General features: G+C 65.3%; 23 protein-coding genes. 5 read left to right on the top strand and 18 right to left on the bottom strand.

The genetic code is table 11. The features are described from left to right. The 4 genes from DWV11_RS19095 to DWV11_RS19080 all read right to left on the bottom strand — a co-directional run bounded on the left by DWV11_RS19095 (window position 1) and on the right by DWV11_RS19080 (window position 5,827). On the bottom strand, window positions 1-942 hold the full coding sequence (locus tag DWV11_RS19095; RefSeq protein WP_115790453.1) for an ABC transporter permease: 942 nt from the start codon (window positions 940-942) through the stop codon (window positions 1-3). Continuing rightward, on the bottom strand, window positions 935-1,861 hold the full coding sequence (locus DWV11_RS19090; protein ID WP_115790452.1) for an ABC transporter permease: 927 nt from the start codon (window positions 1,859-1,861) through the stop codon (window positions 935-937). Before DWV11_RS19090 ends, DWV11_RS19095 begins: the two co-directional genes overlap by 8 nt. A gap of 120 nt (window positions 1,862-1,981) precedes the next feature. Further along, the gene (locus DWV11_RS19085) at window positions 1,982-3,664 is read right to left on the bottom strand and encodes a peptide ABC transporter substrate-binding protein (protein WP_115790451.1); all 1,683 of its coding nucleotides are present in this window, start codon (window positions 3,662-3,664) and stop codon (window positions 1,982-1,984) included. Window positions 3,665-3,991: 327 nt separating this feature from the next. Continuing rightward, complete coding sequence (locus DWV11_RS19080) at window positions 3,992-5,827, bottom strand: ABC transporter ATP-binding protein (protein WP_168404763.1); 1,836 nt, start codon at window positions 5,825-5,827, stop codon at window positions 3,992-3,994. 82 nt (window positions 5,828-5,909) lie between these two features. Here DWV11_RS19080 and DWV11_RS19075 point away from each other — a divergent pair, with 82 nt between their 5' ends. Further along, window positions 5,910-6,539, top strand: a complete 630-nt coding sequence (locus DWV11_RS19075) for a PH domain-containing protein (protein WP_115790450.1) — start codon at window positions 5,910-5,912, stop codon at window positions 6,537-6,539. Window positions 6,540-6,600: 61 nt separating this feature from the next. Here the strand turns inward: DWV11_RS19075 and DWV11_RS19070 are convergent, their stop codons facing one another. The 5 genes from DWV11_RS19070 to DWV11_RS19050 form a co-directional block, all read right to left on the bottom strand. Beyond that, a complete protein-coding gene (locus DWV11_RS19070) occupies window positions 6,601-7,734 on the bottom strand; it encodes an ABC transporter permease (RefSeq protein WP_115790449.1) in 1,134 nt (377 codons plus the stop codon). Then, window positions 7,731-9,272: an ABC transporter permease gene (locus tag DWV11_RS19065; RefSeq protein ID WP_115790448.1), complete on the bottom strand. Its 1,542-nt coding sequence runs from the start codon at window positions 9,270-9,272 to the stop codon at window positions 7,731-7,733. Before DWV11_RS19065 ends, DWV11_RS19070 begins: the two co-directional genes overlap by 4 nt. 178 nt (window positions 9,273-9,450) lie before the next feature. Continuing rightward, window positions 9,451-11,229: an ABC transporter family substrate-binding protein gene (locus tag DWV11_RS19060; protein ID WP_115790447.1), complete on the bottom strand. Its 1,779-nt coding sequence runs from the start codon at window positions 11,227-11,229 to the stop codon at window positions 9,451-9,453. Between the two features lie 253 nt (window positions 11,230-11,482). Further along, on the bottom strand, window positions 11,483-12,001 hold the full coding sequence (locus tag DWV11_RS19055; RefSeq protein ID WP_115790446.1) for a DUF1877 family protein: 519 nt from the start codon (window positions 11,999-12,001) through the stop codon (window positions 11,483-11,485). 193 nt (window positions 12,002-12,194) lie between these two features. After that, window positions 12,195-13,961 (bottom strand): GNAT family N-acetyltransferase, encoded by a 1,767-nt coding sequence (locus DWV11_RS19050; RefSeq protein ID WP_115790445.1) that lies wholly within the window; start codon window positions 13,959-13,961, stop codon window positions 12,195-12,197. A gap of 84 nt (window positions 13,962-14,045) precedes the next feature. Here DWV11_RS19050 and DWV11_RS19045 point away from each other — a divergent pair, with 84 nt between their 5' ends. Continuing rightward, window positions 14,046-14,825, top strand: coding sequence for an alpha/beta fold hydrolase (locus tag DWV11_RS19045; RefSeq protein ID WP_115790444.1), 780 nt, complete (start codon window positions 14,046-14,048; stop codon window positions 14,823-14,825). A gap of 35 nt (window positions 14,826-14,860) precedes the next feature. On the opposite strand, the gene ychF is transcribed toward DWV11_RS19045, so the two are convergent. Further along, window positions 14,861-15,946 (bottom strand): redox-regulated ATPase YchF, encoded by a 1,086-nt coding sequence (gene ychF, locus DWV11_RS19040; protein WP_115790443.1) that lies wholly within the window; start codon window positions 15,944-15,946, stop codon window positions 14,861-14,863. A 103-nt stretch (window positions 15,947-16,049) separates the two neighbouring features. Here ychF and DWV11_RS19035 point away from each other — a divergent pair, with 103 nt between their 5' ends. Then, on the top strand, window positions 16,050-17,282 hold the full coding sequence (locus tag DWV11_RS19035; protein ID WP_115790493.1) for a DNA recombination protein RmuC: 1,233 nt from the start codon (window positions 16,050-16,052) through the stop codon (window positions 17,280-17,282). 26 nt (window positions 17,283-17,308) lie between these two features. Here DWV11_RS19035 and DWV11_RS19030 read toward each other — a convergent pair whose 3' ends face one another. Then, window positions 17,309-18,394 carry a 4-hydroxy-3-methylbut-2-enyl diphosphate reductase gene (locus tag DWV11_RS19030; protein ID WP_115790442.1) on the bottom strand — a complete coding sequence of 362 codons (1,086 nt, stop codon included), beginning with the start codon at window positions 18,392-18,394 and terminating at the stop codon, window positions 17,309-17,311. 49 nt (window positions 18,395-18,443) lie between these two features. Next, window positions 18,444-19,340: a hypothetical protein gene (locus DWV11_RS19025; protein ID WP_115790441.1), complete on the bottom strand. Its 897-nt coding sequence runs from the start codon at window positions 19,338-19,340 to the stop codon at window positions 18,444-18,446. A gap of 226 nt (window positions 19,341-19,566) precedes the next feature. On the opposite strand from DWV11_RS19025, the gene xseA reads away from it, so the two are divergent. Beyond that, window positions 19,567-20,901: an exodeoxyribonuclease VII large subunit gene (gene xseA, locus DWV11_RS19020; RefSeq protein ID WP_115790492.1), complete on the top strand. Its 1,335-nt coding sequence runs from the start codon at window positions 19,567-19,569 to the stop codon at window positions 20,899-20,901. After that, window positions 20,898-21,176: an exodeoxyribonuclease VII small subunit gene (locus DWV11_RS19015; protein ID WP_115790440.1), complete on the top strand. Its 279-nt coding sequence runs from the start codon at window positions 20,898-20,900 to the stop codon at window positions 21,174-21,176. Before xseA ends, DWV11_RS19015 begins: the two co-directional genes overlap by 4 nt. Before the next feature lie 2 nt (window positions 21,177-21,178). On the opposite strand, the gene DWV11_RS19010 is transcribed toward DWV11_RS19015, so the two are convergent. The 6 genes from DWV11_RS19010 to DWV11_RS18985 all read right to left on the bottom strand — a co-directional run bounded on the left by DWV11_RS19010 (window position 21,179) and on the right by DWV11_RS18985 (window position 26,962). Next, a complete protein-coding gene (locus DWV11_RS19010) occupies window positions 21,179-22,033 on the bottom strand; it encodes a polyphosphate kinase 2 family protein (RefSeq protein ID WP_115790439.1) in 855 nt (284 codons plus the stop codon). A gap of 50 nt (window positions 22,034-22,083) precedes the next feature. After that, on the bottom strand, window positions 22,084-23,304 hold the full coding sequence (locus DWV11_RS19005) for a pyridoxal phosphate-dependent aminotransferase (RefSeq protein ID WP_115790438.1): 1,221 nt from the start codon (window positions 23,302-23,304) through the stop codon (window positions 22,084-22,086). A gap of 163 nt (window positions 23,305-23,467) precedes the next feature. Next, complete coding sequence (locus tag DWV11_RS19000; protein ID WP_115790437.1) at window positions 23,468-24,430, bottom strand: ABC transporter substrate-binding protein; 963 nt, start codon at window positions 24,428-24,430, stop codon at window positions 23,468-23,470. Beyond that, window positions 24,427-25,170, bottom strand: coding sequence for an ABC transporter permease (locus DWV11_RS18995; RefSeq protein WP_115790436.1), 744 nt, complete (start codon window positions 25,168-25,170; stop codon window positions 24,427-24,429). Before DWV11_RS18995 ends, DWV11_RS19000 begins: the two co-directional genes overlap by 4 nt. After that, a complete protein-coding gene (locus DWV11_RS18990) occupies window positions 25,170-25,877 on the bottom strand; it encodes an ABC transporter permease (protein ID WP_115790435.1) in 708 nt (235 codons plus the stop codon). The genes DWV11_RS18995 and DWV11_RS18990 overlap by 1 nt, the downstream gene beginning before the upstream one ends. Then, a complete protein-coding gene (locus DWV11_RS18985) occupies window positions 25,877-26,962 on the bottom strand; it encodes an ABC transporter ATP-binding protein (RefSeq protein WP_115790434.1) in 1,086 nt (361 codons plus the stop codon). Before DWV11_RS18985 ends, DWV11_RS18990 begins: the two co-directional genes overlap by 1 nt. Window positions 26,963-26,975 lie beyond the last annotated feature (13 nt).

Here is a 26,975-nt window from a genome sequence, read left to right as displayed (position 1 = left end):
TTAGCGCTGACGGCTCTTGGGATCAAGAGCATCGCGGACGGCGTCGCCGAGCATGATGAAGCTCAGGACGGTAATGGACAGGGCACCCGCCGGGTAAAGCAGGATCGACGGGTTGGTGCGGATGGAGGCATTCGCCGCGGAGATGTCGTTGCCCCAGGACATGACGCTCGCGGGCAAGCCGATGCCGAGGAAGGACAGGGTCGCCTCCGCCACGATGAACACGCCGAGTTCCAGCGTGGCGAGCACGATCACCGGAGCGAGCGCATTGGGCAGCACGTGGCGCACCAAGGCACCGAAACGGGAAACACCCAGGGAACGGGCCGCCGTCACGAAATCGGCGTTGCGGACCTCGATGACCGCGCCCCGGGTGATCCGGGCCATCTGCGGCCAGGCAAGCATTGAGATGACGAACACCACGGTCCAGACGCTCTTGTTCTCGCGGAACAGCGGCAACTGGGTAATGACCAGGGCGCCAAGGACGAGGGGCAGGGCGAAGAAGATGTCGCCCAGGCGTGCGAGCACGGCGTCCAGCCAGCCGCCGTAGTAGCCGGCGAGCGCACCGAGGGTCACACCGATCACGAGCACGCACAGCACGGACAGCACACCGACGGAAAGGGAGGCCTGGGTTCCGTGGATGACGCGGGCATAGACGTCGCAGCCCTGGAGGGTGAACCCGAACGGGTGGCCTGCGGTGGGGCCCGCTTCGGAGTTTGAAAGCTGGCAGTTGTTGTTCGGATCGACGCTCGTGAAAGCTCCGGGGAAGAAGGCCACGAACAGCAGGAAGAGGATCATCAGCGAGGAGATGATGAACATCGGACGACGGCGGAGCTTGCGCCAGGCGTCCGCCCACAGGCTTAGGGGCGCCTGGTCAGTCCGCAGGGAATCGGTGGCCAGCAGCGGGGTCTCCTCCACGGGGGCCACGAAGTGCTTGGTGTTACTCATAACGGATCCTCGGGTCGAGCCAGGCGTACAGCAGGTCAACAAGCAGGTTGGCAACGACGAACACCAGGACCAGCACGCTCACGATGGCAACCACGGTGGGGCCTTCGCCGCGCTGGACTGCCTGGTAGAGCTTGTTGCCGACACCGGGCACGTTGAAAATGCCCTCGGTGACGATGGCGCCACCCATCAGGCCGCCGAGGTTGGCGCCCAGGTAGGTGACCACCGGAATCATGGAGTTGCGCAGGATGTGCGCCAGGACGACGCGTGGCCTGGACAGCCCTTTGGCGGTGGCCGTCCGGACGTAGTCGGCGTTCATGTTCTCGATGACCGAGGTCCGGGTCAGTCTGAGCACGTAGGCGAAGGACACCAGGCCGAGCACGACGGCGGGCAGGATCAGGTTGCCCCAGTTCGCGCTGGCACCGACCGTCGGCCTGGCCCAGCCGAGCTGGACGCCGAAGACCAGCTGGAAGACAAAGCCGAGCACGAAAGTGGGCACGGCGATCACGACGAGCGAAGCCACCAGGACGGTGGAGTCGAAGAGCTTGCCCTTGCGCAGGCCTGCGAAGACGCCGAAGAGGACGCCGAACACCGCCTGGATGATGAGTGCTTCGACCGCAAGCATGGCGGTGACCGGGAAGATCCGGGCGAGGGTCGCGGCGATGGGCTGCTGGGTGAAGTCGACGCCGAGGTTGAAAGTGAAGAGGTTCTTCAGGAAGAGGCCGTACTGGACCCAGAAGGGCTGGTCGAGGTTGTACTGGTTCCGGAGCGCGTCGATGACGCTTTGCGGGGGCTGGCGGTCTCCGAAGAGTGCCGCGATGGGGTCTCCGGGGAGAGCGAAGACCATGTAGTAGACGAGGAGGGTGGTTCCCAGGAAAACGGGGATCACCTGGAGGAGGCGTCGGATGATGTACCGGGTCACGGCTTGCTCCTCCTTCCGATGCGGTGGAGTGTCATGGAATGCCTTCCTGCGCAGCAGGCAAACGGGGGCCCGGCTTGTGGCCGGACCCCCGTGCCTGGGGGCAAGTTCAGATGCCTGGGGTTACTTGGCCTCGATGTTGTAGTAGAGGACGCCGCCGTTCCAGCCGGTCTCGGCCTTCACGACGTTGTTGCTCCACACGATCGGGGTGGCCCGGTACCAGAGCGGCAGGCCGGGCAGGTCCTTGAAGAGGATTTCCTGGGCCTTGTTGAACTTTGCGCTGGCATCGTCCGGGGTCTTGGCTGCAAGGCCCTCCTTGAGGAGCTTGTCGAACTCGGGGTTCGAGTACTTCTCGTAGTTGGAGGATGCACCGGTTGCCCAGACGGGGCCGAGGAAGTTGTAGAGCGAGGGGTAGTCACCCTGCCAGCCGGCGCGGGTCAGGCCGGGCAGCTTCTGGGACTTGCGCAGGTTGAGCACCTCGGCGAACTTCGCGAAGGGCTGGATTTCGGCATTGATGCCGAGGTTGTTCTTGAAACCGTTGGCGACGGCTTCGATCCATTCCTTGTTGCCGCCATCAGTGTTGGAGGCAATCTGCAGCGGCTTGGTGCCGTCGTAGGGCTTGACCTTCTCGGCCTGGGCCCACAGGTCCTTGGCCTTGGCTGGATCGAACGTCAGGACGTCGTTGCCCGGGACGGAGTCCGAGTAGCCCTCCAGAAGCGGGGCGGTGAAGTCCTTGGCCGGGGTACGGGTGCCGTTGTAGATGACCTTGGTGATTTCCTCGCGGTTGATCGCGTAGGAGAGGGCCTGGCGGCGGAGCTTTCCTGCCTCACCCTGGAAGTTCGGGTTGTAGCCCGGGATGTTCAAGGTGGCGTTGTTGGCGTTCGGCTTGGTGGAGTTCCGGTCCGGGAAGTCCGTGGTGTAGGTCTTCAGCGCGTTGGACGGAACGACGTCGGTCACGTCGAGGTTGTCACCCTGCAGGTCAGTGTAAGCGGGGCCGGGATCGGTGTAGAACTTGAACGTCACGCCGCCGTTCTTGGCGGTGCGGGGACCGCTGTAGTCCGGGTTTTTGACCAGCGAGATGGACTGGTCGTGGACCCATGCGCCGTCCTTGGCGAACTTGTACGGACCGTTGCCTACCGGGTTCTCGCCGAACTTCTTGGGGTCCTTCATGGCCTCGGAGGGAAGCGGGTAGAAGGCCGAGTAGCCAAGTCGCAGGGACCAGTCGGCTTCGGGCTGGGTGAGCTTGACCGTGATGGTGGAGTCGTCCTTGGCCACGAGGCCTGACATGGTCTGGGCCTTCGGGGCCGGGGTGCTGGTGGTCTTGCCGTCCGCGCCCTTGGACTCCTTGACCGCGCTGACGTCGGCGTACCCGTCGATCGATTCGAAGAAGAAGCCGTTGTTCTGGAGGTTGGTGCTGAGTGCGGCGAAGTTCCAGGAGTCAACGAAGGTCTTGGCGGTGATCGCCTCGCCGTTGGTGAATTTGGCACCCTGTTTGAGCTTGATGGTCCAGTTCCGGGAGTCCGGGGACTCGATGGACTCGGCCAGGGCGTTGACGGGCTTGCCGCTCGGGTCGTAGGCCCGGAGGCCTTCGAACAGGAGCTCGACCACTCGGCCGCCGTACACTTCGTTGGTGTTTGCCGGGAGCAGCGGGTTCTGGGGTTCATTGCTGTATGCGGTGATGATCTTGCCGGGGTCGCCGGCGGCCTGGCCGCTGCCACCGCTGCCACCGCTGCCGCCGCATCCGGTAGCCGCAAGCGCGACGATGGCCGCAAGGCCGAGAGCTTTGGAAGTGCGCGTAAAACGCATTCCGCCTCCTATGGGTAGTGGAGTCAGTGAGTTGGGGCATTTCGTGATTGCCCCTGGGGCCGGGCACAGGCGTTTCCTGTGACCTGGCCAACATGCAGGTGTAATGCTAACCACACTTTGTCCAAAATATGGAATTGACTTGCGAACCATCGATGATCATGCCCCTGGGGGTGGAATTGACAGCCCTCGTCGCTCCCGACGGATTACCGGCCGGAGCCTACCCGGTGGTAACATCGCGCGGATTGCGTGCCTGGGGACCTTCTCCAGGCACGCGAAAGTGCCCGGCAGGGCGGTAGCCCTGCCGGGACGTTTTCGCTGTTCAGCGCCCTATTCGATGCCCGCCGCGAGAAGCTGGGCGCGCAGTTCGCGGCGTTCCCGCTGCCGTTCCGGATCGGGGAGCGGCACGGCGGCCAGCAGCCGCTGGGTGTAGGCCTCCTGGGGATTCCGGAGAATCTGGTCGCGGGTGCCTTGCTCCACGATCCGGCCCCGCTGCATCACGCAGATCCGGTCGGCGAGCACGTCGACCACGGCGAGGTCGTGGGTGACGAAGAGGCAGGCGAAGCCAAGTTCGCGCTGCAGCCCCTGGAAAAGCTCAAGCACCTTCGCCTGGACCGAAACGTCCAGGGCCGACGTCGGCTCGTCAGCGACCATGAGCTTGGGTTGCAGGGACAGGGCCCGGGCGATGCCGACGCGCTGCTTCTGGCCACCGGAGAGCTCGTGCGGGTAACGGTTGCGGTAGTTGCGCGGGAGTTCCACCTGGTCGAGAAGCTTCTCGATCCGTGCCTGCAGTGCCGCGCCCTTGGCCACCCCGGCCAGGAACATCGGCTCGCCGATGCTCTCGCCGATCGGAAGCCTGGGGTTCAGGGACGACGACGGGTCCTGGAACACCATGCCGATGTCCCGGCGGATCCGGTGCAGTTGCTTGCCGGTGCGCTTCGCAGCCGAGATGTCCTGCCCGACCACCCGCATGGTGCCTTCCGCGACCGGCAGGAGCCCGACGGCGGCCCGGCCGATGGTGGTCTTGCCCGAGCCGGACTCCCCCACCAGGCCCAGCACCTCGCCCGGATAGATCACCAGGTTGGCGCCCTCGACGGCGCGAAATGCCGGGACGCGCCCCTGCTTGGGGTACTCGATGGCCACGTCGGTCAGTTCAAGGACCGGTTCGCCCTTCCGCTTCGTCTTTTCCATGGCGGCTGCCTTGAGTGCCTCCTCGTTCTCCCGCTCGCGGCGCGCCAGTTCCTCAGGATCCACCGATTCAAGCTCCGCGTGGGTGGCGGCGGCCAGCGCGGCCGTGACGTCCACGTCTGCACTCTCCGCACCTTGGCCAAGGTGCGGAACGGCCGCCAGCAGGGCCTGGGTGTACTCGTGCTGCGGGTTGCTGAAGATCTGCTGGGCGGTGCCGGTTTCAACGATCACACCCCTGCGCATGACGGCGATCCGGTCCGCAAGGTCGGCCACCACACCCATGTCGTGCGTGATCAGGATGATGGCACTATCCAGCTTGTTGCGGAGGTGCCGCATGAGGTCCAGGATTTCGGCCTGGACAGTGACGTCCAGCGCGGTGGTGGGTTCGTCCGCGATCAGCAGCTTGGGATCGCAGGACAAGGACTGCGCGATCATGGCACGCTGACGCTGGCCGCCGGACAGCTGGTGCGGATAGGACTTGAAGGCCTTCTCCGGATCCGGAAGCTCCACGAGGTCCAGCATGTGCAGGGCCCGTTCCTTGGCTTCGTCCGGCGAAATCTCGTTGTGGAGCCGGAGGGTCTCCACGATCTGGGCGCCCACGGTGTACACCGGGTTCAGCGCCGTCATGGGCTCCTGGAAGATCACCGCGACCTCCTTGCCGCGCACCTCGCGGATCCTTCCGGCATCGGGACCGAGCAGTTCCCGGCCGGAAAGCTTCACGCTGCCCCGCACGCGGCTGTTGCTCGGCAGCAGCCCCAGCAGTGCCATGGAGCTTGCACTCTTGCCCGAACCGGACTCGCCGACGATCGCCAGCACTTCGCCTGCCCGGACCTCGTAGTTCAGGCCGATGGCCGCGGGAACCCACTTCTTCTCCACGCCGAAGTCGACGCTCAGGTCCCGGACCTCAAGGACTTTCGCCCCGGGCGCGGTCTTGTCGGTATCTGTTTCCAAGGGGATTGCCCCGGAGTTGTCAGTCATTGTTCTGGGTCTTCCCTTCCAGCCGGGCAGGACGCCGCACGGTGATTAGTGCAGCGGCCCGGAATCCTGAATCATTGGGGGCATGAGCCGAGAGTCCCATGCCGGAAATGCCGAAATCTTCACAGCGCGCAGCAGCCGGGTATTCGCCGGAATCTGCTGGGGAACGGCGGCCGTCGGTATGGCCGCCACCCTCGCAACCGCAGGTCCGGCCGGCCTGCCGGGCACGGCCCCCTTGCTGTTCATCGCCTACATGGGCTGGCTGCTCTTCTGGCGACCCGCCGTCGTCGTACGCGATACCGGGGTGACGTTGGAGAATCCGTACCGCACCATCATCGTTCCCTGGGAAGCGCTCGCGACCGTAGACACCCGGTACGCCTTGACCCTGATAACCCCGCACGGCAAGTACGCGGCCTGGGCCGCGCCGGCTCCGGGAATCTGGGGCGGCCGGAATGCCCGCCCCGAGCACCTCAAGGGCCTCCCGGGAGGGAGCTACGGCCCGGGACAGTCGGTCCGACCCGGCGACCTCCGGAACACCGATTCCGGCGCGGCGGCGCTCATGGTGCGTTCCCGCTGGGAGCAGCTGGTTGAGGCGGGACGGATCGAGACCGGACGCGCGGACACCACCCCCGTCACGGTGGCTTTCGCCTGGCAACACATCGCGGTCACGCTGGTGCTGGCGGCCGCCTGCGCTTGGGCGGTTTTCGTTCTGTAGCTTCGCAGACACTGGTTTCACAGTCATAGGCTTCACAGTCGTTGGCTTCACAGGCCGATGCTCAGCCTTCTCCGGGGTCGGAGTTGGGTGTTGTGTCTCCGGCCGGTGCGGGCCCGGATGCGGCGGGCACCGCCGGTGCGGTCTCGCTTGAATGCCGGACGGTTTCCACGGCCTTCTTCGCCCGGAACTTCTTCTGCCGCGGATCGAAGGCGTCACGCAGGCCGTCGCCGATGAAGTTGATGCTCAGGCAGATCGCAACGATGAACAGGCCGGGGTACCAGAACAGCCACGGCCGGGTCGCAAACGCTTCCTGGTTCTGCGAGATGAGCAGGCCCAGTGACGTGTCCGGCGACTTCACCCCGACGCCCAGGTAGCTGAGCGCGGTTTCAAGCAGGATGGCCGCGGACATCGTTAGGGTGACGTTCACGATCAGCACGCCGACGGCGTTGGGCAGGATGTGCTTGAAGATGATCCTGGCGTTGCTCGCACCGGAGATCCGGGCGGCGTCGACGAACTCGCGTTCGCGCAGGGTCAGGAACTCGCCGCGGACCAGGCGGGCCAGGCCCACCCAGCTGACGAGGCCGAGGAAGATGCCCAGGACCACGACGCCGTTGCTTGCCGCAAAGCCGGCGAACCAACTGTCCGCGTCACGCCGGTTGGCCATCTGGGCCACGACGGCGGCCAGCAGGAGCACCGGAACGATGATGATGACATCGGTGAGGCGCATGAGGATGGCTTCGGTCCAGCCGCGGAAATAGCCGGCAAGGCCGCCCACGACCGCGCCGATCAGGCCGGCGATGCCGCCGATGATCACCATGATGATGATCGACTGCTGCGCGCCGCGCATCGTCATGGCGAAAAGGTCGCGTCCGATGCGGTCCTGTCCGAACGGATGCTCGCCCCAGGCCAGCGGCCACAGGGACGCGGAAGGGACGCCGTCGTTGATCAGCGGCGAAACGTCGACGTGGTTGTACTTCCACCAGCCGGGTATGCCGGCGAAGCCCACCGAGGTGAAGGCCATGATGAAGATCAGGGCGAAGACGGCCAGGCCAACAAGGGCGCCGCTGTGGCCGAAGAAACGCTTGCGGACGATCTGGCCCTGGCTCAGGCCTTGGTTTTCGGCGCCGGGTCCCGGAGCGGCCTCATGCTGGGCCTGCTGTGCGAGGATGACTTCCTCTTGGGTTGGCTGGCTCATGCTTTGATCCTTACGCGCGGGTCGAGTGCGGAGTACGCGAGGTCCGCAACCAGGTTGAACACCATTGCGGTGATGGCCACGCACAGGAAGACGCCCATCACCGGGTTGGGGTCGATGTGGGTGATGCCGTCCAGGAACAGGAAGCCCATGCCGTGGACCGAGAACACGGACTCCGTGATGACGGCGCCGCCGATCAGGGCACCGATATCGAAGGCCACGATGGTGGCCAGCGGAATAAGGGCGTTACGGAAGGCATGCCCCATGATCACGGCCCGTTCGGACAGGCCCTTGGCGCGGGCGGTCCGGATGTAGTCCATGTTCATGATTTCCAGCATCGACGAGCGCGTGAACCGCGTGTAGCTGGCCAGGGAAACGAGGATCAGCGCCACGGTCGGGAGGATCAGATGGGTGAAGGTATCAATGGTCAGGATCCAGTAGTCACCTTGCAGGTTGGGGGTACCTGCACCGATGGTGGCAATGGGACGCCCGCGGACCCGGCTGTTGTTGAAGTAGGTGGGCCAGGCCTGCATGAAACGGTCCATGACCACCAGCCCGCCCACCAGGAATGCGGTGATGCCCGCGGCGCGCATGGACTGGCCGCGGTCGTAGCCGCCCATCAGGTAACCGACACCGACGCCCACCAGTACCGTGCCGATCGCCAGCAGGAAGATCATCAGGCCGGTGGCTTGGGCCAGGAGCGGCTGGATGACGAACCATGAAATCACTCCAAGGCCGGCCATGATCAAGGACGACTGGAGTGCTTTGCGGTTCTTCAGGCCGGAAACCAGCGTGGTCACCGCGAAGGCCATGCCCACGCCGGCAATGCCGATCACCACCGGGCCGAGCCCCGGGGTCTTGAACCACAGGGTGGCGGAGAGATACACCATCACGGCAGTCACCAGGGCGAACACCACGCCACCGGAAATCAGCCTGCGTTTTATTTCGCCGCCGACAGCCACAGCCACGACGACACCTAGCACGATCCCCGTGCCCAAGGACACGGGCAGGGGTATGACTGGATTGCGCAGGAAGTTGTTGAAGCCGATGGCTCCGAATTCCTTCAGCAGGACGGCCACCCAGAAGATGGGGAGGGAGAAGAACAGGAAGGCCATGAAGGTTACGCCGTAGTCCAGGGCGCTGTACTGGCGAAGGGCGGTCACGATGCCCAGGGTGATGCCGATGAGGATGGCAAGGACCGTGGCTCCGGTGACAAGCGTGAGGGTCTGGATCAGGGCAATGCCCAGTGCTTCGGTAATGGGTTGGCCGGTGACGCTCTTGCCGAGGTCACAGTTGCCGGCGAAGGGGACAAGACATTGGGCAGCCCCTCCGAGCCATTTGAAGTACCGCAAGGGGGCGGGGGTGTCCAGGTCAAGCAACTGGCTGCGCGCATCCATGAGTTGCTGCCTGTTGGGCGCGTTGCTGGCACGGAGGTCGGCCAGCGGATCGCCTGACGACGCTGTCAGCAGATACACCAGGAACGATGCCCCGAGAAGAATGAGAGCGGCGGTTGCCAGTCGCCTTACGACGTAGCTCAGCATTTTGTGTATGAACCTCTATATCCGGCCTGGGGTTGACCCTGGCCTGTCGCAGTGACCGGTGGATTGCCCTTCGTTTTGCTCGAGGTGACGCCACAGTACTGCTTTGCTTGGCAGAAAGCGCCGGGACCATGTTTCGCGGTCCCGGCGCCTGCTGCATGTGAATTTCTAAGGAGCGGGCTTACTTACGGGCCCAGTCCCAAACGTTCCACCAGACGCCGGTCTGGTTCGGCATCGCGGTCACGCCCGTGATCTGATCCGAGTAGGCCTTCACGTCGGGAGACTGGAACAGCGGCAGACCGTAGCTGGTGGACCAGATCGCTGCATCGATCTTGGTCTGGAGTTCGTCCTGCTTTGCCTTGTCCGTGGTGACGATCAATTCGTCCATCAGCTTGTCCGCATCGGGATCCGACAGTCCGTTGAAGTTGGAACCGCCGCCGGTCTTGAAGATCTGCGGGGTACCGGTGACGCCGACACCCGAGTTGATCCAGCCGAAGATAGTTGCATCGTAGGAGCCGTCGCCCAGGTGTGCACTCCAGTCAGCCTTGCCGAGGCCGCCGTCGACGATCTTGAAGCCGGCCTTGGTGGCGGATTCGCGGATCAGCGAGAAGGCGTCAACACGGTTCGGGTTGTCCTTGTTGTACATGATGCGGATCGTCGGGGTCTTACCGGCAAGGAGCTGCTTGGCCTTGTCGATGTTGACGTCCTGGTACGCGGAGGAGCCATTGTTCTTGACCGAGTCAGCGTAGGCCGCCTGGGCCGGAACGAAGATCTGCGAGTCCAGCGGGGTTGCCTCCGGGTCGATCTTCTTGATGATCTTGTCGACGATGTCCTTGCGCGGCACGGTCAGCATGAACGCGGTGCGCACATCCTTGTCGGCGAACGGACCGGAGTAGTTCAGGTCGAGGTGGTCGTAGGACAGCTGCTTGCCCTGCAGCAGCTGAACGCCGTCGAGGGCCTTGATCTGTTCAACCGTGTCCGCCGATGCCTGCGGGTTGATGATGTCGACTTCGCCGTTCTTCAGCGCCTGGACCTGGGCCGGGGCGCCGCCGATAGTGCGGACGACGATTTCATCAGCGTGCGGGGTGGGGCCCCAGTTGTAGTCCTTGTTCCGGACGAGGGTCAGGGACTGCTCGGCGACGACGTCCTTCACGATGTAGGGGCCGTTGGAGAGGAACAGGCTCGGGTCCGAAGGCAGGGTCTTGGAATCGAATCCGGTGCTCCAGAAGTCCGCGACCTTCTTCAGCTGGGCGTTGACCGGCTTGGGTGCTGCCGGGTCACCGCGCTTGACGCTCTTGAAGAGGTCCACCAGCGCCTGCGCATCCTTCAGACCCGCCTTCTGTGCGACGACGTGGGCCGGGATGTCGATGCCGCCGTTACCCGCAAATCCCAGAGCGAGTTCCCAGTCGGCGAAAGGCTTGGAGTACTTCAGGGTGATGCTTCGGTTGTCAGAACCGATTTCCGGGAAGTCCGTCAGGTGCAGGCCCGAGGTGTCGGCTGCCGTCAGGAAATAGGTGGTGCCGGTCTTCTTCTCGGGGTTTGCGTCATCGTAGTACGCGGAACCGGAGGCCCACGTAAGAAGCAGGTCGGCTGCACTGACCTGCGTCCCGTCGGACCATTTGACGCCTTCGTTGACGGTGTACTTGACCGTCAGCGGATCGTCGGAGAGCTTTTCGTACTTGCCGAACTTCTCGTTCTTGACGATGTTCAGTTTGTCGTCGATGTACAGGAAGTTCGAGTGGGTGGCGTACCCGATGTGGCCGTTGACGTCGGAGTTACCGTCCGCCGTACCAGAGTTGAAGCTGCTGAAACCGTTGGTTTCGGCAACACCGATGGTTCCGCCTTCTTGGGCCCCGCCAGACGACGAGCTGGGGCTGCCGGTGTTTCCGGCGCAGGCGCTAAGTGCGAGCGTGGCGATTGCCAGGACCCCCACCGCTTGGGAAATACGTCCGAAACGCATTCCGCCTCCTCTTTTTAGTGTGGAAAGCCGGCGTTGTTGACCCCGGCGGACAGGACGATACCCAGAGAGCAGCTGTGTCCCGTCTCACATGCTCAGAAGCCTAGTCTTCGATAGGGGGCTTTGGAACGAAAGCGCCCTCTCAGAACCGGATGTTTATCGAACTGCAACAGTTGCTTCATTTCCATTTCATACCGGTACCCATTTCGACTCTCAGGGCTGGCCGGAGCGCCAGGGCGGGGACCGGCGGGCGCTTCTACCCGATCATGTAGACCATTCCACGGCCCTCAGCAGCGAGGTTCGTGACAAAGGCCTGAGCCTGCCGAAGATAGTTCACGGCATAGCCGACTTCGCCCTCAGGATCCCGGCTGAAGAAAGAGGATTCCCGCAGCCGCAGCTCCAATTCGTCGTCGGTGACATCTTCCAAATCCCTTGCGACGGTGAAGACGTCCGGCGGGGTCAATGTCCGCACCCAAGGATCCCAGCCCATGTCATGCATAGCTACCTCACCTTCGAACATCCGGAAGGCAGGACGGGGCGGCAGTCCTGGTTCCACCGGAGAGGTGAAGAATTGCAGATGCCGCCAGGCCTTGTCGAGGTACAGCATGTCCCGCTCAGGTACTGCTTGTTCGAAGGTCGGGGTGCTGATGGTGGCACCGTGTTCGAATCCCCATGCATCGGCGAGCGGATCGTCGGAGAGAAAGCCGAGCGGATCTGCAAGCACCTGCTCGGTCAGCTTTCCGTCGAATGCGTATGCGTAGTATCTGATTCCCATTCGCCAAGCATCGCCGGACTGCAGGCAGCACGTAACTGCTGCATTCGCGTATGTGGATAACACCGTGGGTTGCTTTTGGCGACAGGAGATCCTTCCGCACTGACACCGGCGGTCGACGTTAGCCTCCAACCGCAATCCGCGCCTGTTCCGCCGCTGCCTGACGAGCAGCGGCCACCAGCGCAGGGAAAGACCCCTATATGTTCCGTTTCAGGCCCACGTGGGCAGTCCGATATCCGAGTCGGGTATAGAAGGCCCGAGCCCGCTCCCGAGCTTCGTCGGTGGTCACCTGTGCCAGTTGCGCCCCGCGCGCACGCCCAAAATTGTGTGCCCACTCAAGCATCGCGGTGCCCAGGCCGCGTGAACGTTCCGAGGCCGCAACTCGCAATCCCTCGATCTGCAGTCGGGAAGAACCGCCCCTGGAAAGACCCGGAATGATGGTCAACTGCATCGTGGCAACGATGCGACCGGCGCCATTGCGGACAACCCCCAGATAGTTGGAACGGTCGCGGACAACCACGTCGTAGGCTGCCTCGTATCGTTCGAGCTCGACGCCCTCACGTTCGGGTCCGAACTCGTCATCAGACAGCAGCGCGGCAATGGCTGCTACGTCATCGCGACCCGCCCGTTCCAGCCTGAAGGTCCGGCCCGCCACCCGCAGCAGCCCCCGAACCGAGGACCGCGCATCCGCCTGCAAACGAGCGACCAGCAGATCGAGCCAGCCGCCGACGTTGCGTCGAGCCTCAACGGTGTCGGGATAACGGCACCTCAAGTGCAGACCGGACTCGTCCAGGATGAACCAAAGCATCACGCCATCGGTATCGATTGTCGCGCCCACATATTGGGCGTCGAGGCCGACGGAGTCGATTCGCACCGGCAGTCTGCGCAGGTCCAGCCAGGAGATCGCGAACATGCCGGGGGCTACGGGCATGCCGCCCCATGGAGCGAGCACGTCAGCGAGCGGCCACGAACCAAGTTGCACAGCTTCCTTAACCGCAGCGGCCGCGGCGCGCGGTTCTGCGACTCCCGATTCAAGCACCGAGTTGGTAATGAACCAGCCGACTGAATCATGCCAGTTGCTGTCGAAGCGGCTGTGCACGGGAAAGACAGCCCGCAGCGGGGTTCCCGCCAGCTCACGGGTGACCGCAGTCATCGCGACAACAGCGAGTGCGAGAGTCGAGACACCGTCGTCGCGGGCCTGCGCAGCAAACGCGGCACCGTCGTCGAGATCGAACACGTCGCGTACTTCCACACGCTCCCGCTGCGGGGCGGGCGCACCCAACGGAAGCGGGAACCGCGGCATAACGCCGCCGCTGTCCCCGATGATGTCTTGCCAGCGGTGTCGGACGTGGTCCGGTGCCGCGTTCCGGTCCAGCAGTGCTTGGGTGTGTTCCTCGAAGGCCGGCACTGGACCGGGAAACAGCCCACGGCCCGACTTGCCGGCATCGAGCGCCGACAGCAGGTCGCGCGCAATCACCAGCATGGACCACATATCGACGTGCGCGTGGTCGGCCGCAATCACCACGGTAAGTCCAGCAGCGGTCTCCAGCAGGCACAGCCGGTGGGAGGGCTGTGCGTAGGGCGAACATGCGGCGTCGAGAATGTCCCGCACCGCGTCATTGACGGCCTGCCCGGGTGAGATCTGATGCTCAACCCAGCTTCCCGGACCGATCTCGATCTCGTGGAGCTCCGGCTCACCATCGGCACCGGGCACAAATGCCGTGCGCAGTGTGCCGTGCCTGGCGACGACGGCCAGCCAGGCATCGGCAATTGACTCACGACGGGTGGGGGAAGACAGCCTGAAAGACAAGGCCATCCAGGAGCCGGGGCGTTCGCCGGCACCCACATGGAGCCGCTGGTCAAAAGACACTGGAAGGCGTCGCTTGGGCGCAGAGACGCTGACGTCGTAGCCCCAAAGTCGTCCGAACGGCAGGCGCAGGTGCGTGACGTTGGTCAGGCGCATGGCTGTATCCTATCGCCCCGGTTAACCTGAATACTCAACGCGGCCGCTCGAGGCGATGCCGCCAGTCACGAAACGAGGGGCCTGATGCCGACTTTCGAGGTTCCCGGGGCCGAGCTCGCGGTTGCATTGAGCAACGAAGGTGGACACCCGGTTGTCCAACTGCATGGCCTTACCTCAAGCCGCGCGCGCGATCGGGTGCTCAACCTCGACCTCGGCAGGGGGCTCAGTGGAACCCGGCTGCTGCGGTACGACGCGCGGGGCCATGGCCGGTCGACGGGACGGAAGGTCCCCGAGGACTATCAATGGCAAAACCTGGCCGAGGACCTCCTGCGACTGCTCGATCACTGGTTCCCGGGCGAACGTGTCCACGGAGTCGGTCCCTCCATGGGCGCCGGCACGCTTTTGCATGCCGCTTCCCGTGAGCCGGACCGCTTTGCCGGGCTCACGCTCATGGTGCCGCCGACGGCGTGGGAAACCCGGGCTGCACAGGCCGGAAACTACCGGATGGCCGCCGAGCTTATCGAATCTGTCGGGGTCGAGGCGTTCCTCGCCGCCACCCGCGGAGCGACACCGCCGCCGGCCACGATTGGTGCGCCGGAGACGGTGCCGGATGTTGCCGATGCCCTCTTGCCGTCGTTGTTTCGAGGCGCGGCATTCAGCGATCTGCCTGCCCCTGAGTGCATCGCCCGAATCGGCGTGCCGACGACGATCCTGGCGTGGATCGATGATCCCGGCCACCCGCTGTCAACGGCGGAGTCCCTTGCCGGCCTGCTCCCGAACGCTACACTGGCGGTCGCCAGCACCCCGGAAGATGTCGAAACCTGGCCGGGCATCCTCAGCCAGGATGTCGCCGGTCGGGGGTAGCCGGCAATCGTCCGGCTTGCTGGCAGCAGGACTTGCTAGACGTTAAACCGGAACTCCACCACGTCGCCGTCGGCCATCACGTAGTCCTTGCCTTCGATCCGGACCTTGCCGCGGGACTTGGCTTCGCTCATGGAGCCGGCATCGATCAGGTCGTTGAAGGAGACCACTTCGGCCTTGATGAAGCCGCGCTGGAAGTCGCTGTGGATCACGCCGGCGGCCTGCGGTGCGGTGTCGCCCTGGTGGATGGTCCAGGCTCGTGCTTCCTTGGGTCCGGCGGTGAGGTAGGTCTGCAGGCCGAGGGTGTGGAAGCCCACGCGGGCCAACTGGTCAAGGCCGGATTCGTCCTGGCCGTTCATTTCGAGCATTTCGCGGGCTTCGGCCTCGTCGAGTTCCACCAGGTCCGCTTCAAGCTTGGCGTCCAGGAAGATGCAGTCGGCCGGTGCAACCATGGCACGGAGTTCTTCCTGCTTCTCCGGGCTGCCGAGGATGCCTTCGTCGGCGTTGAAGACGTAGATGAAGGGCTTGGCGGTCAGGAGGCTGAGTTCCTTGAGGTGCTCAAGTTCGAGCTTGTCGCTCTTGACCGAGGAGAAGATGGTGTCGCCGCGTTCGAGGACCACCTTGGCGGCCTCGATGGCCGCGAGTTCGGCGGCCTCGCGCTTCTTCATCTTGACTTCTTTTTCGATGCGCGGGATGGCTTTTTCGATCGTCTGCAGATCGGCCAGGATGAGCTCGGTGTTGATGGTCTCCATGTCCGAGCCCGGATCGACCTTGCCGTCGACGTGCACCACATCGGGGTCATCGAACACACGGATGACCTGGGCGATCGCTTCGGCCTCGCGGATGTTGGCCAGGAACTGGTTGCCCAGGCCTTCGCCTTCGGATGCGCCCTTGACGATGCCTGCGATGTCCACGAAGGACACAGTGGCCGGCAGGAGCCGCTGCGAACCGAAGATATCGGCGAGCTGCTGGAGCCGGGGATCGGGCAGGCTCACGACGCCGACGTTCGGTTCGATCGTTGCGAACGGGTAGTTCGCCGCGAGGACCTGGTTGCGGGTCAGTGCGTTGAAGAGGGTTGATTTGCCGACGTTGGGCAGTCCGACGATGCCAATAGTAAGAGCCACGAGGATTGATTCTACCTCTTGCAGGGGCTGGCACGCGTTGCCGTTCCACGCCCTGGGAGGCGCCGGTCCCAAAAATGTCCGGGCCTTCTGCGAAGGTGGGGGCATGGATGGATTTGTGGTCTTGTTGGCGTTGTTCATGCTGCTGCTCGGGGCGGCGCTCGGCCTGGGCGGTGGCTTTGTCGCCTTCCGGCGGCGCAGTGCCGCGTTGGAAGCGGATTTCGACGGCGTGTCTGCGCGTCTGGCGGAAGTCTCCGCCGGTTATGCGGCCGCCGACGCCGAGCGGAACCTTCTGCTCGCGCAGAACCGCGAGCTCGGTGCGGCCCGGAACCAGGACGGCAACGTACTGCGAGCCCTCGCGCCGGTGGCAGAAAAGCTGTCGGCAGTCCAGCAGCAGGTCTCGCTCCTTGAACGGGACCGGCTGGAACAGTACGGCCAGCTGGCACAGCAGCTGCAGGAGGCCCGCCTCTCTGATGAACAGCTCCTGCGCTCCACCCACGCCCTTGCTTCGGCACTGCGCTCCAACAGCGCGCGCGGGCAATGGGGCGAGGTCCAGTTGCGGCGGGTGGTGGAGGCCGCGGGCATGCTCCGGCACGTCGATTTCCAGGAGCAGGTCCATGCCGTGTCCGGTGACGCCTCGCTGCGTCCGGACCTTGTAGTCCAGCTTCCCGGCGGCAAGCAGCTGGTGGTTGACGCCAAGGTGCCACTGGCTGCGTATCTTGCTGCGCAGGAGGGCGTGTCTTCCGGCGCACAGGGCGCCGCCGGTGCGGCTCAGGGTGGCAGCGATCTGCTGGCGGCACACGCCAAGGCGCTGAAGTCCCATGTTGATGCCCTGAGTTCCAAGAAGTACTGGGACATTCCCGGCAACTCCCCCGAACTCGTGGTGTGCTTCCTTCCCGCGGAGTCCATTCTGGCCGCGGCTTTGGAAGCGGACCCTGCCCTGCTGGACCATGCATTGTCGCGCAACGTGGTGCTTGCCTCCCCCGGCACGCTGCTGGCGGTGCTTAAGTCGGTGGCCTTCACCTGGCGGCAGGATGTGCTCACGGACAACGCCAGGCAGCTGTTTGAACTCGCCCAGCAGCTCTACGACCGCATGGGTACCTTGGGCGAGAATGTCGGCCGTCTGGGCAGTTCCCTGAAAACGTCAGTGGACCGCTATAACGCCTTGGTCGGAACACTGGAGGCAAGGGTCCTTCCCACGGCAAGGAAGCTGAACGCCATGGACACCGAGGGACTGGCGGTACCCGCCGCCGTCGAAGTGGTTCCGCGGACCCTCGCCGCACCCGAGCTCCGGGAAACACCGGGACTACCGGAGCGCGACGAGGAATCCGCGGCCTAGGAAGGCCTAGGAGCAGGCGAAGAAAGTCAGGAGTTGGGACGGTTCCCGCGCCCGCCCAGGGCGCGGGAAACGTCCCCGGCGGCCTTGAGCGTGGCCCGCAGTTCCTTCGGCAGGGAGAAAAGCAGGTCCTCCTCGGCCGTGACGACTTCCTCCACGGAGCCATAGCCGTACTCTGCAAGGAGGCGGAGGACGTCCTGGACCAGGACCTCGGGAACGGATGCCCCCGAGGTGACGCCGATCGTGGCTACGCCTTCGAACCAGGCCTCATCCACCTCGTTGGCGAAGTCCACACGGTGCGAGGCCTTGGCGCCGTACTCGAGGGCAACCTCCACGAGGCGCACCGAATTGGAGGAGTTCGCCGAACCCACCACGATCACCAGGTCCGCCTGCGGGGCAATCTTCTTGATGGCCACCTGGCGGTTGGTGGTGGCGTAGCAGATGTCGTCGCTGGGCGGGTCCTGCAGCGTGGGGAAGCGCTTCTTGAGAAGCCGCACCGTCTCCATGGTCTCGTCCACGCTCAGGGTGGTCTGGGACAGCCAGATGGTCTTTTCCGGGTTGCGGACCGTGACCTGGTCCACCTCGTGCGGACCGTTGATGATCTGGATGTGGTCCGGGGCCTCCCCCGCGGTGCCTTCGACTTCCTCGTGGCCGTCGTGGCCGATCAGCAGGATGTCGTAGTCCTCCTTGGCGAAGCGTACGGCTTCCCGGTGGACCTTGGTCACGAGGGGGCAGGTCGCATCGATGGTGCGCAGGCCACGGTCTTCGGCGGACTGCACCACTGCGGGCGAGACACCATGGGCGGAAAAAATCACGAGGGCGCCTTCGGGCACCTCATCGGTTTCGTCGACGAAAATTGCGCCCTTTTCCTCCAACGAGGTGACCACGTGGACGTTGTGGACGATCTGCTTGCGGACGTAAACGGGCGGGCCGTAATGCTCCAGGGCCTTCTCGACGGCGATGACCGCGCGGTCGACGCCGGCGCAGTAGCCGCGCGGTGCGGCGAGAAGGACGCGCTTGGGCCCCGAAACGGGGGCGGCAGCCAGCACTTCTTCCGGGGACCTCCGCCGGCGCGGGATGGTGGGCATCGGTACGGACACTGCGGAGCTGCTCATCCCTCCATGCTACCGGGAGCCCGCGGAGCGTCCGGCCGCGTTCCGGCAGTCACCTGACCGCAGCCGGTGCGTTCCTCCTGCGCCGCACGACCAGGCCGAGGATGCCCGCGAGGAACAACGCCCCGCCGCTCAGCGCCGTCGTGGTAACCCAAGGCGCAAATCCGTCGATCGACGAGGCGATGAGTTCGCGGGCGAAGAGGGAACCCATGGCGCTCTCCCCGAGTCCAGCGGAAGCGACGCCGCCGAACAGTACCGCGGAAGCCTGCCAGATACCGGCAAGGACTGCCAGACCGATACCGGCGCACACGAGCACCGCAGACCGGCGTCGGGCCGCCAGGACTGCCAGGGCCAGTGCCATCGCGGCTCCGATGCCCGCCGGCCACCACATCGGCGCGTAGGTGGACACCCGGTCCACCACCTGCCGCTGGGACGGTCCGCCGATACCGACGACTGCAGTGTCGGGCACAGTGAGCTGCACGCCCGTGGCGGCGCGGAGTTTGTCGCCGAGAAGGTGCATCAACGGCCCAAGGTCGAGGACCAGGGATGCCTCCGCGGAAGAGTCTCCGGAGGCCGTACCGCCGGACTGCGTGGAACCATCGGCAGAGGAAGCCGCCGGTCCGGCGAAGTTCAACCGGTGGCTCCTGCGGACGGTTTCGTTCCAGGCCTTCGGATACTCGGGCCAACTGCTCATATGCTTCGCCGCGTCCTTGAGAAGCGAAGCTCCGAGCTCTTCGGTGGGAGCCGGCAGCTCGAGCCCGGCCTCGACGTTGCTGACGGCGATACCGGCCAGCCGGGCCTGGAAGGCCGGATCCTTCCCCAGCCGGTCCGCCAACTGAACGAAACCGTCTTCACGGACGATGTTGTGTTCGGTCCAGGCAGCCGGGACGGCGAATCCGGTCAAGAGAAGGGCAAGTATCACTGCGAGTGCAGAGACAAAGGTGCGCAAGGGGAATCCTCGGGTCGGGGCCAACTGCCATCCTACGGCTGAATGTCATTGCTGCCTGCAAGGGTATGGATAGAGTTGACAGGCACGGCCGACCATCCCGGGTCGCAGCCCATCGAGTAGCAAGCAAGCAGACAAGCAAGCAGAACAGCTAGGACGGAACCCATGCATCAGTTGACGCCCGGCCGGGGAACCGCCCATGGCTGCTGAGGACATGGGCGCCACCGCCATGGGCGGGGCCGGGTCCGGGGAGGCGGAAGCCCAAGCCGCGTCCACCCTGCCTGCAACGGCCGCGGAGACGAGTCCGAACCATCCTTGGCCGCTGCATCTGTTGTCCCGGAAGCTGAAGGCGCACATCGAGCGGGCTCCCTCCGTCTGGATCGAAGCGCAGATCATCGAGCTCAACCGGCGTGGCGGCAGTGCGTTTGCCACGCTCCGGGACACGGACGCCGAAATCTCGCTGCCGGCGTCGCTTTGGTCCACAGTCCTTGACCGCCAGAAGACGCCGCTGGAGCGCGGCTCGCGCGTCGTGGCGCTGGTGAAGCCCGAATTCTGGATGAAGACGGGCCGCCTGAACATGTCCATCCGGGACATCCGTCCCGTGGGGCTGGGCGATCTGCTCGCCAGGATTGAGCAGCTGCGGCAGGCGTTGGCCGCCGAAGGCCTCTTCGCGGACTCCAGGAAAAAACCCCTGCCCCTCCTTCCGCATCGCATCGGACTCATCACGGGACGGGACTCGGACGCCAAGAAGGACGTGTTGCGTAACGCCGCCCTGCGGTGGCCCGCCGTCGAGTTCGATGTCCGCGAGGTAGCCGTGCAGGGAAACACCGCGGTGGGCCAGGTGCTCGCCGCGCTCCGGAAGCTCGACGCCGACCCGCACGTTGACGTCATCGTGATCGCCCGCGGCGGCGGCGCCCTGGAGGACCTGCTGCCGTTCAGCAACGAAGAGCTCATCCGGGCCGTGGCCGCGGCCGCCACCCCGGTGGTCAGCGCGATCGGGCATGAAGCGGACCGGCCGATCCTCGACGACGTCGCGGATCTCCGGGCATCGACCCCCACCGACGCGGCGAAGCGCGTTGTGCCGGACGTGTCCGAGGAACTGGCCAAGGTGCGCGTCGCCCGGGAATACCTGAACCGTTCCATCCTCCGGCTGCTGGACCGGGAGAGCGACCGGCTGCACGCCCTGCGTTCCCGGCCCGTGCTGGCCTCGCCGGAAGTGATGGTGACGGCGCGGGAAGACGACATCAACAGGCTCCGGAAACATGCGCATACTGCGGTGAGCTCCGCCGTCGTCCGCGCCCTGGACCAGGTCCACCACCTCAAGGCGAGGGTGCGGGCGCTCTCCCCGCAGATGACCCTGGACCGCGGCTACGCGGTGGTCCAGGTGGCCGGTCCGGACGGCGTGGGCCACGACGTCGTCCGGAGTCCAGGGCAGGCACCCCACGGCACACCCTTGACCGTGCGGGTGGCGGAAGGCCGCTTCTGCGCAGTCGCCGACGGCGTCCTGCCGCCCGCCCCGTCCGAGGCAGCAGAACTACCCGCATCCGAGAGAGGATCCCCATGACCGCAGAGAACGGCCCAGCAGAGAACCACGCCGGCAAGCAATCCGGTGCAGCCCCGGATGCCCTGGGCTACGAGGAGGCCCGCGAGCAGCTTGCCGCCGTGGTGGCCAGGCTCGAAGCCGGCGGAGCGAGCCTGGAGGAATCCCTCGCCCTCTGGGAACGCGGCGAGGCCCTGGCGAAGCAATGCGAGGAATGGCTGGAGGGCGCGCGCCGGCGGCTAGCCAGCGCCAGGGAAGCCAATAATGGCGGCGAGGACAGCTCGACAACCGCCCGCTAAGCTCACGATCGGAGGGCCCGCGCTCGCTCTGCCGGGACGTCAAAGGTGGCTTTCGGCCACCTCAGGTTCAGTTTCCCGAGGGTCTCGAGTAGAAGCTCTTGGACGGCGATCCTCGCAAACCATTTCCGGTTCGCGGGAATCACGTACCACGGCGCCACCTCGGTTGACGTCTTGTCGAAGACCAGCTGGTAGGCGTCCATGTAGGCATCCCAATGCGCGCGTTCCTTGAGGTCGACCGGGCTGTATTTCCAGTGCTTCGAGGGGTCGTCCAAGCGTGCCAGCAGCCGCGCTTTCTGTTCTTCCCGGCTGATGTGCAGCATGACCTTGACGATCGCAGTGCCATCCGCGGCAAGGCGTGCCTCGAACTCGTTGATGGCCGCATAGCGCCGTTCCAGCTCGGTTTCATCCGCCCAACCGTGCACGCGGTGAATCAGGACGTCCTCATAGTGGGAACGGTCAAAAACCCCGACGAATCCGGCAGCGGGCAAGGCCTTCTCGATCCGCCAGAGGAAGTCGTGCGCCTTCTCCTCGTCAGTGGGAGTCTTGAACGGAGCGACCTTGACCCCCTGCGGATCCATCGAACCCACCACGTGCTCAACGATCCCGCCTTTGCCCGCGGTGTCCATGGCCTGGAGTATCAAGAGCACCCGTTTGGAACTGCCGAAGTTACCCTCGGCAAAGAGCATCTCCTGCAAGACATCCAAACGACCGTCCTGGGCCGCCAGCAATGCGACACCGGCCGCTTTCCTGCCGGGATAGCCAGGAGTCGATTCCGGGTTCACCCGTGAGAGCTTGAACCGCGCTCCTACTCTCAGTTCCTTGGACGGACTCTCCGTGAACTCCACCACCGCGGCCATTCGACGTGCCTTCCGGTCAGGCCGCCCTTCCGGCGGCGTGTCCCAACAGGCTAGTTGCCCGGGTAGCGGCCGAGGAAGTCCGCCATGCGGCCGATGGCTTCTTCGATGTCCTTGACATTGGGCAGCGTCACCATGCGGAAGTGGTCCGGCCGCACCCAGTTGAACGCCCGGCCGTGCGACACCAGGATCTTCTGTTCCTTCAGCAGGTCCAGGACGAACTTCTCGTCATCACGGATGTGGTAGACCTCGGGGTCCAGCTTCGGGAAGAGGTACAGCGCGCCCTTGGCCTGCTGCGTGCTCACACCGGGGATGGCATTGAGCAATTCGTAGGCCTTGTTGCGCTGTTCGCGCAAGCGGCCGCCGGGAAGGATAAGGTCGTTGATGCTCTGGTAGCCGCCGAGCGCCGTCTGGATGGCATGCTGGGCCGGAACGTTGGCACAGAGCCGCATGTTGGCCAGGAGGTTGATGCCCTCGAGGTAGTCCGCAGCTTCCTTCTTGGGTCCGGAAATGGCCATCCAGCCGGCCCGGTATCCGCACACCCGGTAGGCCTTGGAGAGCCCGCTGAAGGTCAGGCACAGGACGTCTTCGCCCGTCAGCCCGGCGAGGTTCACGTGGACGGCGTCGTCGTAGAGGATTTTTTCGTAGATTTCGTCGGCGAACAGCACCAGGCCGTGCTTCTCCGCCAGGGCCACGATCTTGCGAAGGGTTTCCTCCGGGTAGACAGCGCCCGTGGGGTTGTTCGGGTTGATGACCACGATGCCCTTGGTGCGCGGCGTGATCTTGGATTCCAGGTCGTCCAGGTCGGGCTGCCAGCCGGATTCCTCGTCGCACAGGTAATGCACGGGACGGCCGCCGGCCAGGGACACGGACGCGGTCCACAGCGGGTAGTCGGGCGACGGGATGAGGACTTCGTCGCCGTCTTCGAGCAGCGCCATGAGGGACATGGTGATGAGTTCACTGACGCCGTTGCCGAGATAGATGTCGTCGACGTGGATGTTCTGGATGCCGCGGGTCTGGTAGTACTGCGAGACGGCCGTGCGGGCCGAGAAGATGCCGCGGGAGTCGCTGTACCCTTGGGCGTTCGGCAGGTGGCGGATCATGTCCACCAGGATCGCGTCCGGCGCTTCAAAGCCAAACGGTGCCGGGTTTCCGATGTTCAGTTTGAGGATGCGGTGCCCCTCTGCCTCCATCTGCTGGGCGGCCTGAAGAATCGGTCCACGGATGTCGTAAAGGACATTATGAAGCTTGGTGGACTGCTTGAATTCTGCCATCCATCAAATATGCCACACCGGTGATGGACTTCCCCTGAGAGCTGCCTCACACAAGCACGACGGCGGCGGGCGGCTCCCGGGCGGGATTCCGCGGTGCCGCGCGCCGCCGTCGTCGTCCGATGACAAGGGCCTCCGCCGCCGGCGGCGACGGACGCGACGGGACTTACTTGGCGAGCCCCTTCTCCTTCAGCCAAGCTGCCGCGGCGTCCTTGGGGTTCTGCTTCTGGTCGCCGCTGACCGCCCGGTTGAGGTTGATGAGGTCCTCGGTAGTGAGGACCTTCGACACGGCGTTGAGTGCGTCCTTGGCCTTGTCCGTCATCTTGGCACTGTTGTAGAGGGGCAGCACCTGCTGGGCCTTGAAGTTGTTCTTCGGGTCTTCGAGCACCACGAGGTCGTTGTCCTGGATGGACGGCGTGGTGGTGTAGATGTCCGCCACCTGGACCTCATCGGTGAGGAGCGCCTGCAGGGTCAGGTTGCCGCCGCCGTCGCTGAAGGGCTTCAGGCCCTTGAGCACACAGTTGTAGTTGGCCTTCAGGCCCGGGAAGCCGTAGGCACGGGTTTCAAAGGTTGCCGGGGCAGCCATCGTGAGGTCCTTGCAGACCTTGGCCAGATCGGTGATGGACTTCAACTGGTACTTCTCGGCCGTGGCCTTGGTAACGACCATGGCGTCCTTGTCTTCGGCTTTGGAGGCGTCCAGCACGCCCAGGCCTTGCGGGAGCTTGCCTGGGAGCGCCTTGTAGACGTCGTCCGCGGAGACCTCGGGTGCATTGGCATCCAGGTAGGAGAGCAGGTTTCCGGAATAGTCCGGAGCGAGGTCGATCGAGCCGTCCTGCACGGCCTTGAAGTAGATCTCCCGGGAGCCGATGTTGGGCTTGGTGCTGGCGGCGACCCCGGCGGCGTTGAGCGCCCCGGCGTAGATTTCGGCGATGATCTGGCTTTCGGGGAAGTCGGCCGATCCCACCACCAGCGGCCCGCTGCCGCCCGAAGGCGCGCTGGTGCTAGGGGAGGACAGCGGGCTGCCGCCGCAGGCGCTCAGAGCAAGGGCGAGGCTGACGCCCACCAGGCCGCCGAGCCCGCGGCGGGTAAGCGGGCGGGGCGGGGATGCGAAGGTGCTGCTGTACTTCACGGGGTTCCTCCTTGAAGGTCAGGGCCGGCCGGTGCCGCCGCTGCGAGGTCTTCGGCGGGCCGGCGGCCGCCGCGGGAATCGGTGGACAGCCCCGGGGAGAGGATCATCCTCTGCCCGGCGGCCAGTATGAGGTCGACGGCGATTGCCAGCGCCGCGATAAGGAGGGACCCGCCGAGCATCCGCGGGAAGTCCTGGAGGACCAGGCCATCAAAAAGGTAGCGTCCCAGTCCGCCGAGCGGAAGGTAGGCGACCACCGAGACCGTGGCGATGACCTGCAGCACGGCCGTCCGGACGCCCCCGGCCAGGACGGGCAGGCCGTTGGGCAGCTCCACCCGGAACAGAATCTGTAGTTCCGTCATCCCCATCGCACGGGCGCCGTCCACCACGGCAGGGTCCACGCTGGAGATGCCGGCGTAGCTGCCGGCCAGCAGGGGCGGGACGGTCAGGATCACCAGGGCCCACACGGGCGGCATCAGTCCGCTGCCGGCCAGCAAGGCGAAAAGGACCAGCAGGCCCAGGGTGGGAAGGGCGCGCAAGGCTCCGGCAACGGCAACGGCGGCAACCCGGCCCCGGCCCGTGTGGCCGATGTACAACCCGAGGGGCATGGCGATGGCGGCTGCGATGGCAAGGACCAGGGCCGAGTACTGAAGGTGTTCGAGGAGGCGGACGGCGATGCCCCCGCTGCCACCCCAGTTAGCCGGGGACGCGAGCCAGGCAAAAGTGTCGGCGAAGGGGTTCATCAGCCAGCCCCTTCGTGGATCCGGGTTTCGGTCATGGCCGCCATCCGGGCGGCGCTTCCGGCGGTGGGCCCGGCGGCGGCCCGGGTCCACGGAGTGAGTGCCCGTTCCAGCAGGACCAGCAACGCATCCATGAGGAGCGCCAGTACCAGGATCCCCAGGATTCCCACCACCACTTCGGTGACGAAGGTCCGCTGCAGGCCGTCGGTGAAGAGCACGCCAAGGTTGCCCACCCCGAGCAGCGCAGCCACGCTCACGAGCGAGATGTTGCTGACCGACACGACCCGGAGCCCGGCGAACAGCACCGGCAGGGAGAGCGGAATGTCGATCCGCAGGAACCGTGCGGATGCGGTGAAGCCCATGGCCGTTGCCGCCAGGCGCAGTTCCTCGTCCACCGAGTCGAACGCGTCGAGGGCGGCCCGGACCAAGAGCGCCACGGCATAGATGGTCAGGGCCACGACCACGTTGACCGGATCCAGGATCCGGGTGCCCAGCACGGGCGGGAGGATGATGAACAGGGCCAGGGAAGGAATGGTGTACAAGAGCGAACTGGCCGTGGTCACGGCCGTGCGCAGCGCCCGCCTCCCCCGGGCAAGCTGGGCCAGGGGCACGGAAATAATCAGGCCCAGGACCATCGGAACCACCGCGAGCACAAAGTGCTGGCCGGCCAGTCCGAACACCGTGCCGCTGTTGGCCAGGAACCATTCCATCAGGCCGGCTCCTCCCGCAGCCGCCGGCTTTCCTCGATCAGCGCCAGGATTTCCTCCGCCTTGAGGACGCCCGCGAGCCGCCCGTCGCCGTCCACCGCCACGCCCAGGCCCGACGGCGAGGACAAGGCGGCGTCGAGGGCACGGCGCAGGCTGTCCCCCGGGCGGAACAGCGAACCACCGGGAACCAGCCCGCCGCCGTCGCGCGGTGACGCCCAGCCCAGAGGGCGGGAGTCGTCGTCGAGCACCAGAGCCCATTCGCTGTTGCCGCCGGCCGCTGCGGCGGCATCGACCGTCTTGGCCGGATGCAGCCGGATGGAATCGGCGGAATTGAAGGACAGCCGGCGGAATCCGCGGTCGCGGCCCACGAAAGACGCCACGAAGTCGTTGGCCGGTGCGCGCAGGATTTCCTCGGGTGCTGCGTACTGGGCGAGCCTGCCGCCGACGGCGAAGACGGCCACCTTGTCGCCGAGGACCGTGGCCTCGTCGATGTCGTGGGTGACAAAGACGATCGTCTTGGCGAGCTCGCGCTGCAGCCGCAGCAGTTCCTGCTGCAGCTCGTCGCGGACCACGGGGTCGACGGCGCTGAAGGGCTCGTCCATTAGCAGGACCGGCGGATCCGCGGCGAGCGCCCGGGCGACCCCGACCCGCTGCTGCTGCCCGCCGGACAGCTGGGAGGGGTACCGCCGGCCGAGCCCGGAGGCCAGCCCGACGACGTCGAGCAGTTCCGCCGCGCGCCGCCGGGCCTCCTTCTTGGGCACGCCGTTCAGGCGCGGCACAGTGGCGACGTTGTCCAGGACGGTGCGGTGCGGCATGAGGCCGGCTGACTGCATGACATAACCCATGGACCGCCGCAGCCGGGCGGCCGGTTCCGCCGAGACATCCCGGCCCGCCACCGTGATGGTCCCCGAAGTGGGCTCGACCATCCGGTTGATCATGCGCAAGGACGTGGTCTTGCCGCAGCCCGAAGGTCCCACGAACACCGTGATGGCGCCTTGGTCAATGGACATGCTCAAGTTGTCCACGGCAGGCTGGCCGCCCTGATACTGCTTGGTGACGCTCAGGAACTCAATCATGGCTTCAGCCATTTCCGGGCTTACC

Source organism: Arthrobacter silvisoli, assembly GCF_003369445.1.
GTDB lineage: Bacteria > Actinomycetota > Actinomycetes > Actinomycetales > Micrococcaceae > Arthrobacter > Arthrobacter silvisoli.
This window is presented reverse-complemented; position numbering and strand designations above follow the sequence as displayed.